The organism is Arthrobacter oryzae (assembly GCF_031454875.1).
GTDB classification, from domain to species: Bacteria; Actinomycetota; Actinomycetes; order Actinomycetales; family Micrococcaceae; genus Arthrobacter; species Arthrobacter oryzae_D.
Window position 1 is genome coordinate 364,125 of sequence record NZ_JAVDRQ010000006.1, and the last position, 9,284, is coordinate 373,408.

6 protein-coding genes are annotated in these 9,284 nt (G+C 66.2%); 2 read left to right on the forward strand and 4 right to left on the reverse strand.

Annotated features, from left to right (window positions below; translation table 11 throughout):
• The first annotated feature begins 7 nt into the window (after positions 1 to 7).
• Together J2805_RS13520 and J2805_RS13525 are read left to right on the forward strand one after the other, a co-directional pair.
• Positions 8 to 1,747, forward strand: coding sequence for a helicase HerA-like domain-containing protein (locus J2805_RS13520; RefSeq protein ID WP_309976983.1), 1,740 nt, complete (start codon positions 8 to 10; stop codon positions 1,745 to 1,747).
• A gap of 108 nt (positions 1,748 to 1,855) precedes the next feature.
• A complete protein-coding gene (locus J2805_RS13525) occupies positions 1,856 to 2,848 on the forward strand; it encodes a hypothetical protein (RefSeq protein ID WP_309976985.1) in 993 nt (330 codons plus the stop codon).
• Positions 2,849 to 3,005: 157 nt separating this feature from the next.
• Here the strand turns inward: J2805_RS13525 and J2805_RS13530 are convergent, their stop codons facing one another.
• The 4 genes from J2805_RS13530 to J2805_RS13545 form a co-directional block, all read right to left on the reverse strand.
• The gene (locus tag J2805_RS13530) at positions 3,006 to 3,836 is read right to left on the reverse strand and encodes a DUF559 domain-containing protein (RefSeq protein WP_309976987.1); all 831 of its coding nucleotides are present in this window, start codon (positions 3,834 to 3,836) and stop codon (positions 3,006 to 3,008) included.
• Between the two features lie 232 nt (positions 3,837 to 4,068).
• Entirely contained in the window at positions 4,069 to 6,084 is a 2,016-nt protein-coding gene (locus J2805_RS13535) for an NHL domain-containing thioredoxin family protein (RefSeq protein WP_309976988.1), read from the reverse strand.
• Positions 6,084 to 8,261 (reverse strand): bifunctional copper resistance protein CopD/cytochrome c oxidase assembly protein, encoded by a 2,178-nt coding sequence (locus J2805_RS13540; RefSeq protein ID WP_396134341.1) that lies wholly within the window; start codon positions 8,259 to 8,261, stop codon positions 6,084 to 6,086. Before J2805_RS13540 ends, J2805_RS13535 begins: the two co-directional genes overlap by 1 nt.
• 184 nt (positions 8,262 to 8,445) lie before the next feature.
• On the reverse strand, positions 8,446 to 8,730 hold the full coding sequence (locus J2805_RS13545) for an HU family DNA-binding protein (protein ID WP_011693739.1): 285 nt from the start codon (positions 8,728 to 8,730) through the stop codon (positions 8,446 to 8,448).
• Positions 8,731 to 9,284: the final 554 nt, after the last annotated feature.

The following is a 9,284-nucleotide window of genomic DNA, read 5'->3' on the forward strand; positions in this document are numbered from 1 at the left end:
TATCGGCATGGCCATCAAATCCACTGCAGATAAAGTCGCCACCATCCAAAAGGGGTACACCCTGGAAGGCGCCACCATCGAGCTGGGAGCCGCGATCGTGGACGGCGAACTGCATAAGGATGCCCCCGTCCGGCTGCCCTTGGCCATGATGAACCGGCACGGGCTGGTGGCCGGAGCCACGGGCACGGGCAAGACCGTCACGCTCCACATGATGGCCGAGCAGCTGTCCACTGCCGGAGTTCCCGTGTTCCTGGCTGACATCAAAGGGGATCTTTCCGGGCTGGCCACGGCCGCCGCGGGCAGCGAGAAACTCCAGGCGCGCACGGACAGCATCGGCCAGGCGTGGGCGGGTAAGACTTTTCCGGTGGAATTCCTGGCCCTCGGCGGGGACGGCAACGGCATCCCGGTCCGGGCCACCATCACATCGTTTGGCCCTATCCTGCTTTCGCGCGTCATGGAACTCAACGACACCCAGGAATCCAGCCTGCAGCTCGTCTTCTACTTTGCGGACAAGAACAATCTGGAACTGATCGACCTCAAGGATCTTCGGGCCGTCATCCAGTTCCTCACCTCGGACGAGGGCAAGGACGAGCTCGAGGCATTGGGCGGCCTCTCCAAGGCGACCGCCGGCGTCATTCTCCGGGAGCTGGTGACGCTCGAGGCCCAGGGTATGGAGGCGTTCTTCGGCGAACCCGAGTTCGACACCGCCGAACTGCTGCGTACTGCCCCCGACGGCCGGGGCGTCATTACCTGCCTGGAACTGCCCACGCTCCAGACCAAACCCATGGTGTTCTCCACCTTCCTGATGTGGCTGCTCGCGGACCTCTTTGAGGACCTGCCCGAAGCCGGGGACCTGGACAAGCCGAAGCTGGTCTTCTTCCTCGACGAGGCCCACCTGCTGTTCAGCGACGCCTCCAAGGCGTTCCTGGAGGCCATCACCACCACCGTCCGGCTCATCCGATCCAAAGGCGTGGGCATTTTCTTCGTCACCCAGACGCCGAAGGACGTTCCGGCCGATGTCCTGGGGCAGCTGGCCAACCGCATCCAGCACGCGCTGAGGGCGTTCACTCCAGAGGATGCAAAGGCCCTGAAAGCCACGGTGTCGACGTTCCCGGTGAGCGATTACGACCTCGAAGAAACGCTCACGTCGGCCGGCATCGGCGAAGCCGTCATCACGGTAATGAACGAGAAGGGCGCCCCGACCCCGGTCGCCTTGACCCGCCTGCGGGCACCGGAATCGGTGATGGGTCCGAGCGCTGATGAGCTGGTCAAGAGCACCGTGGCCGGTTCCGCCCTCCTCGCCAAATACGGCACGGCGGTGGACAACCTTTCGGCCTACGAGAAGATCTCCGGAAAGAGTGCGGCGCCAACCGGCGCGGCAGCTCCCGGCCAGCCGCCCACACCGTCGACGGGCGTGTTTGTGCCCAATAGCCCCGTACCCGGCAGCCCCGCTGCCGGAAACATGGACCAGGCCGCGGTTGACGCAGACGCCCGCCGCATCGAGGAAGAGATCCTGGGACGGCCCAGCAGCAGGCCGGCTCCGGCACCGGAAAGGCCGCGGAGCACCGGGCGAACGGCACGTCCCGTCCCCCAGGAATCAGGCGGAGGAATGGTGGGCGACCTCGCCGGAGCCCTGGGCGGCGCACTCGGCGGCGGCCTCAAAAGCATGGCCCGCTCACTCGGAACCCAACTGGGCCGCGAGCTGCTGCGGGGTGTTTTCGGCACGTCCTCCAGGCGCCGCCGCTAAGGCCGGCAGGCCGCCGTCGGGCTGTCTGCCGGCAGCCGGGCGGAGTCACAAGGGACGGCCTCCACACCTGCTTTCCTGCGCCTTGCAGGTAACGTAAGGTGCGTGCAGATGAGTCAAGCGTTGGTGAGGATCGCGGCCGGGTGGCTGCTGGGCCTGATGCTTGCCATCGCCGGAGCCGTGGTGGCGGTCAACCTGGTGAACGCCTCAGTGGCGAGTCCTGAGCAGCCGGTACGCGAATATCTGGACGCTTTGCAGAAGGGCGAAGGCGAAAAAGCGCTGGGTCTCCTCCGCGCTTCCGTGCCGCAAAGCGACGCCGCCATGCTCGACGGAACAGCGCTGCAAACGGCCGCTTCCCGGGTGACGAACGTGAAGTTCGGCGAGACCCAGGAGCGTCCCGGAAACCAGGTCATGGTGCCCATGGAGTACACCATCGACGGCAGCAGGCTGAGCACCGAGTTCCTGCTGGAACGGACCGGGACCGAATGGCTCTTCTTCAACAAATGGGCGTTTGTGCCCGCCGCACTGCCCGTCCTGGAAGTCACCGTGGTCAACTCCAGCCAGGCAACACTCAACGGCGTGCCTGTAAACATGCCCAACGGCCGCAATTCCTTCGCCGTGTTCTATCCCGGAGAGTACGAAGCCAGCCTGAACGGCGAATACTTCGCAGCTCCCGCCAGCCGCGCCACCGTGTCCGGCCGTGACGTTCCTACCGCCCCGCTGAGCCTCCTGACGCAAGCCACCCAAGGGCTGAAGGACGCCGTGGGCGCCAAGGTCAAGGAATTCCTGGACACCTGTGCCGCGGAGGCCGTGAAGGAGCAGAAGCTCCAGCCCGACTGCCCGTTCTACCACGCCACGTTCAACCGGGTGACGCCCGGAACCATCGACTGGAGCATCAGCGAGTACCCGAAGGTGTCCATTGAGCCCTTCGGCGGCCGCTGGGTGGTGGCCCCGCTCGACGGGAAGGCACGGCTGAAGGCCCAGCAGACGGACCTGTTCAGCGGCGCCGTGACCACGCTGAATGTCGAACACGACTTCAGCTTCACCACCCGGCTGGACGTTGACCGCGACACCATCAGGGTCACCCCGGTCCTCAGCTACTAGGCAGCCCGCGGCTCCTTCTGCCGCTGCTGCGTCTGTCTCTGCGCCGCGTCACGCAGCACAGACTCTTGCGTTCCAGCGCCGCATCGCCGCCCGGATTGCCGCAGATCGGGGCGCCCCGGCCGCTCAAAAGCCTGCACACAGTGACGCCGCGATGCTGTCAGGGCTGCTTGCCACGACGCCCGGCAAGCACGGTGAGGACTTCGGCCAGCATCTGACCAGGATTGTGAACTACGTCGGCGTAGTAGTAGCGAAGCACTGTGTAACCCTGCACCACGGACCGGTTGTTTCGGCGCTGGTCCTTCTTCACCTGAGCCCACTCGCCGTGCTGGCGTCCGTCGAGTTCAATCACCAGCCAGCCTTCCAGCAGCAGGTCAACGTAGCCGACGCCGTCAATATAGACCTGGGCTTGGACCCCGATCCCCGCCTGCCGAAAGCAAGTCCTGGCCAGGGTCTCCAGCATCGAATCCGCTCCGCGGTCCACCCATTGGAGGACCTCGCGGGCGCGGCCGTTTCTGCGCCCGGGCAGCCTGCGCCGCAGGAACTCCACCGTCATGTCGCCGCGAAGCACGGCGCATTCGACCATCACCAGTGACTCTCGGAGCGGCAAGCACCGCAGGGCATGGATCAGGACATCCCCGAGGGCTGCCACCGGCCTGTGCGCGTCGGGTGGCAAGAGCAGGCCGCCGTGCGACAGACCGCCGTCGGAAGTTTCTCCGCGCCGGTGATACACATGGGCCGGCCCTGGCGAATCAAGCGCCCACAGACCGTAGAACGGCGCGGCACTGACACAGGTAAGGAGCTGGCGCCGCAGGAGCAGCTCGACCTGGGCCGGGTCGGCTGTCGGGAGAGCATAAAGTCCCCGGGCCGGCTGAGTGACAACTCCGGCCCTCGAAGCCCGGCGCAACGAGGCGTCGTCCACTCCGAGCCCTGCCAGAACCGGTCGCCTGGCTGCTCCACCGCACGCGGACAGGGCCGTCATCGCATCCATGCCGCCATCCTGCCCACGACAGGAGCGCCCCGACACACGCAGCCACAGGTATGTGGAAATCCGCTCCGGCCACAGCAGGCGTCAGGCCAAACAAACTATTGCTCCCGGCCGGTCCCGTCGCCCCCTGGTTGGCGCGGAATCACCGAAGCCACAAGGGAACCAAATGCCAAAAGGCTGCGGCCCGTGACGCCTGGTCACGGGCCGCAGCCTTCAACGGTTTTTAGGCGGGACCTCAGTCCATCCCGCGGAGGTCCAGGACCAGCTCGGTGTCACCGTCAGCCTGCAGGACCACCGGGATGCCCCAGTCCTGCTGGTACAGGTGGCAGGCTGCGTGATCCGGAATCTCGCCGTCGGCCGTTTCGGGACCGTCGCAGGCCGCGGCGCGCGCCGTAATGTGCAGCACGCCGTCCGGAACGTCCGAGGAGAGCTCCAGCGTCCGCTGCAGGCCCACTGACGTTCCGCCGCCGCCCACCAGCAACTCGGGCGGGGTGGAGGAGATCTTCAGCTGCGTGGGGTCCCCCCAGCGGTCGTCGAGCTTCTGTCCCGTGGGCGCCGTGAAGCGGACCGTGAGCTCCAGCTTTCCGGGGGCTACAGGGCTCTTGGGACGGTGTGTCTGCACCGCGCCCTCGTCCACCTGCTGCGCTTCCTTGGGAATGGGCACGTAGATCAGCTGGTGCTTGTTTGCTTCTACTACCACCAGCAGCGGCTCGGAGCCGACGGTGTGCGTGTGGTCAACAATCACGTCTGACGGCTCGGAGAGACCCCTTGCCAGCGTGGACACGGTCCCGGTGGCGGGATCGTAGCGGCGGACAGCGCCGTTGTAGGTGTCAGCGATGGCCACGGAGCCGTCGGGCAGCACGGTGACGCCCAGCGGGTGCTGCAGCCGGGCCTCCGCGGCCGGTCCGTCACGGAAGCCGAAGTCGAAGAGGCCCTTGCCGACGGCGGTCTCCACGGTGACCGTACCGTCGTCGTCGATCACGAGTTTGCGCAGCGCGGACGTCTCGGAGTCAGCCACCCAGATGTTGCCGTCGGCGTCCTCGGCCAGGCCGGACGACTGGGCGAACCAGGCTTCGTGGGCAGGTCCGTCCAGGAGCCCCTCCAGCCCGTTTCCGGCCACGATGGACACGACGCCCGAGAGCGGGTCGAAGCTGAAGATCTGGTGGACACCGGCCATGGCGACCACCACGGCATTGAGCTTGGCGGACCACACAACGTCCCACGGCGAGCTCAGCGCCACGTCCAGGGGATGATCGCTGAGCCGTCCGGTGAAGCCGGCCGCATCCTCATCCACCCGCGCCGGCCCGGTCTCCAGCAGGCGCTGCACGCCGCTACCAACGATCGTGGTGACGGTTCCGTCCGCGAGGGACAGCCCGCGCAGGCGGTGGTTGACAGAGTCGGCAATCACGACGTCGTAGCCGGTCTTCGCTGCCACGTCTTCCGGCAGGAGGACAAGGCCCTGCGGCTCGTTGAACTGTGCGGTGGGCCTGACGGAGTCGACGTCGGCGCCTGGGCCGTCCGCGTGGCCCTTGGTCCCGGAGCCGTAGGTGCGCAGCACCGTGTGGAAGTCGGTGTGCAGTTCCACCAGGCGGTGGTGGCCGGTGTCGGTGACCAGCCAGGAGCCGGCGTCGGACGCTTTCGCGTCCGGTTCCCCGGTGGCTGGCTTTCCGGCAGCAGTGCCCCGGCCGGCCGGGAGGAAGAGGGCCTTGCCCGGGAAGCGCAGCGTGCCGGATGTGGGCTCAGGTGCCACGTACGGGCCGTTGCCGCGGTGCAGGGTCCCCTTCGCCTCGTGCACGGCGATGAGTTCCGGGATGAGCACGGACAGGCCGTCAGCGTGGCCTTCGCCGGAAAGGTGGGCCACGATGTAGCCCTCGGGGTCGATGACCACCAGGGTGGGCCAGGCGCGGGCCGTGTAGGCCTTCCAGGTTTCCAGCTCGGGATCGTCCAGGACCGGGTGGTGGATCTCGTAGCGCTCCACGGCGGCCGCGAGGGCGACCGGATCGGCCTCGTGCTCGAACTTCGGCGAGTGCACGCCCACGGTCACCAGGACGTCGGAGTACTTCTCTTCGAGCGGGCGCAGCTCATCAAGCACGTGCAGGCAGTTGATGCAGCAGAAGGTCCAGAAATCCAGGAGCACGATCTTGCCGCGCAGGGCTTCGAGATCCAGGGACTTCCCGCCGGTGTTCAGCCAGTTACGGCCCACCAGTTCGGAGGCGCGGACCCGGTGGTGGGTGCGTACGGTTTCGCTCATCAGCGTCCTTCCAGCTTTGAGTTGCGTTCAGCCAGCTTGGCGTCGCGTTCAGCCAATTTGGCAAACATATCGTTGTAAGCAGTGAGATCGGCGTCGTTATTCCGATCCGCTGCCCGGTCGGTCCGCCGTGTCTCGCGTTCGTCGGAGCGGGACCACATCACGGCGACGCCAATGGCTACCAGCAAGGTGGGCACTTCACCGATGCCCCAGGCCACTGCGCCGCCCATTTGCTGGTCGAGCAGTGCGGAGGGTCCCCATGCCCGTCCGAGGTTGCCAAAGTAGTCCGCAGCCAGCAGTCCGGTGCCACCCATGATCGCAACGCCGAAGAAGGCATGGAAGCCCATGGTGGCCAGCAGGAGCAGCAGGCGCATCGGGTACGGCGCGCGGCGGGGCAGCGGGTCCGTTCCGATCATGCTCAGGACGAAGATGTAGCCGGTCAGGGCGAAGTGCAGGTTCATGAGCTCGTGGCCCACATGGTCCCGCATCGCGAAGCCGAACGCGTCAGAGTAGTAGAACAGCACGATCGACCCTGCGAAGTTGGCCGCGGCGAATAGCGGATGGGTGACCAGCTGGGAGAACTTGGAATGCACAAACAGCAACAGCCACTCGCGCAGGCCCCGTGAGCCGTCGCCCCTGGCCGCAAGCGCCCGGAGCGCCAGTGTGACGGGTGCACCGAGCACCAGGAAGATGGGAGCCACCATGGTAAGTGCCATATGGTCCACCATGTGCGCGGAAAACAGGACGCGCCCGTAAACCGCCGGGGGGCCGGACGTGATGTAGGTGAGGACCAGCAGGCCGATCACCCAGTTGACGGAGCGGAACCAGGACCATTTGTCGCCTCGGCGCAGGACCTTTGCCACGCCCAGGAAGTACGAGACCAGGCCGAAGACAGCAATGGCGATCCACAGCCAGTCCAGGCGCCATTCCGTGAGCCAGCGTTCCGGGGTCAGCTCGGGCGGCAGTTCGTAGCCGGAGAGGATGAACGCCGGAGATGCGTCCGGGGCGAAGGTGGTGGGCTGCGGCGGCGCCGAACGTCCCAGCGCCACGGCGATGCCGGACGTTGCGCCCATGATCAGCAGTTCCGCAGTAACCAACTGCCACAGCACGCGGCGTGAGGATAGCGCTGAACCCTTGCGGTGGAGCTGCGGGATGACCCACTGGCGGTGCATGAGTCCGATGCCGCCCAGGAGGAGCGTGGCCACGGCCTTGGCCAGCACCATCTGCCCATAGGCGGATCCGAACAGATCGTGCCAGTTGGTGATCCGGATGCTCGCATTGATGACACCGGACGCAAAGACCAGGACGAAGGCGAATCCGGCCAGGGAGGAGAACCGGCGGAGCGTGGACTCGGTGATGTCCGACTTCCCACCGGCCGTGCCCCCGGCCTTGGCGCCCGTGTTGGCGCCGGCGCCGGTCAGGATGCCGGACAGGACGGCCAGCATGATGATGCCGCCCACCCACGCGGACACGCCCACCAGGTGCAGGGCCAAGGAGTTGATGGCGCCTTCATGGTCGCTGGAGCTCGACGAGTGGCCGATCAGCGCAATGGGCACCATCCCCACCAGCGAAAGGACAAGCGTGATGGCCAGCCCGGTCAGGGAGCGCACACCAAACAGCGCGGTGGTAGCAACGGCAGCCACGATGGTGACCGCGAGCCAGGCTCGGCCGGTCTCGATGTCCGTCATGAAATAGACCAGGGCACGGGTGAACTCGGCGTCACCGGAGAGGGCCTCGCCCGCCACGTCCGTGTAGGTCAGCACCAGCACCGCAATCGCGGACAGCGTCCACGCAGCGCCGGCACCTGCCGCCACCGCAAGTGCCCGGGAGAACGCCGGGTGCTCGGGCGTGGTGGTGTCCTTGGACCGTGAACCACTGGCATTCCGTGGCAGGATGCCGACGGCGAAGATCAAACCGCCGATCACTGTCGCCAGGGAGACGTTGTGGATGGCCTTGCTGAGAGGGAGCCCCCATCGGACCAATGCGCCGGGATCAGACACCTCGCGCGCGGCGGCCGCTCCGGAGAAGAGCAGGGCGGCTGCGAGGCCGAGCAGGAGCGCTGCCACGCCGGCGAACTGCCAAGGCGTGGAAATGCCCGCGGCACCGCCAGCTGCCCCAGTCTTTCCCGGAGGGGGGGAAGGCTGCGGAAGTGTGGGGCGGGATTTTGCTGCTGAGGGCACCTATCCATTGTCCGCTAAGGGTGCCTGCGCAGCGAATCGGAGGGCTGGCTGCAAGCTGGCCGGGTAGCGGGCGTCGCGCTAACTGCCGGTGTCCGGTCGCGACAGGCGGCCGGACGGAGGTAAACGCAAAGGGAGCGGCAACCCTCAGGTTGCCGCTCCCTTATTAAGCGTTAGACGCCGGATGCTACTTCTTGGAGACAGCAGCCTTCAGCTTGGAGCCAGCGGTCAGCTTGACGCTGTGGCCGGCCGCGATCTGGATGGTCTCGCCGGTCTGCGGGTTACGGCCGGTACGGGCTGCACGGTCAGTGCGCTCAACTGCGAGCCAGCCCGGGATGGTGATCTTTTCGCCCGCGGCGACAGAGGTCTCGAAAACCTCGAACAGTGCATCGAGCACGGAGTTGACGGCTGCCTGGCTGGTGCCGGCCTTGCCCGCTACCTCTGCAACAAGTTCACTACGGTTCTTAGCCATTTAATGTCCTCCTGGACGCTTTGGATTTCTGGAGCCTGCACACGGCATGCGCACAAGCCACTGTTCGAAAACTTACCAGCTTGCCGCGGTCAGGTCCGCAAATTCCGCGTGTTTCCGCCATTTTTTGAGGTAAATCACCGGTTTTGAGGCCTTTTGAAGGCTTATTTCGCCTTCAGCGGACGATCCCCCGGCTTCCCCGCCGAAGGGTCGGGCAATCTCCTCAGCGTCCGACGCCCCCTCCGCTGTCCGCCAGGACGACGCTCTCTCACTTTTCGCGGGAAAATCCCGGACGCTCTCCCACTTTTGGCGGAGTATGACGGCGGTGCGGGGCTTGGGCGCCTGGCCATCGGCGCAGGTGGTGAGAGAGGGTTGCCCAAAAGGGTGCAGGATGTGAGAGAGCATCCCCGGTTGCGGGCTGGGCTGGTGGTGTGGTGGTTAAAGTGGGAGAGCCTCCAAACGGTGTTTGGAGGCTCTCGACCTAATGGTTGTCCGGCGGTGACCTACTCTCCCACACCCTCCCGGGTGCAGTACCATCGGCGCTGTGGGTCTTAGCT

Coding starts and splice junctions, on each gene's coding strand:
- J2805_RS13520 (WP_309976983.1), top strand. CDS start 8: ATGGCCATCAAATCCACTGCAGATAAAGTCGCCACCATCCAAAAGGGG.
- J2805_RS13525 (WP_309976985.1), top strand. CDS start 1,856: ATGAGTCAAGCGTTGGTGAGGATCGCGGCCGGGTGGCTGCTGGGCCTG.
- J2805_RS13530 (WP_309976987.1), bottom strand. CDS start 3,836: ATGGATGCGATGACGGCCCTGTCCGCGTGCGGTGGAGCAGCCAGGCGA.
- J2805_RS13535 (WP_309976988.1), bottom strand. CDS start 6,084: ATGAGCGAAACCGTACGCACCCACCACCGGGTCCGCGCCTCCGAACTG.
- J2805_RS13545 (WP_011693739.1), bottom strand. CDS start 8,730: ATGGCTAAGAACCGTAGTGAACTTGTTGCAGAGGTAGCGGGCAAGGCC.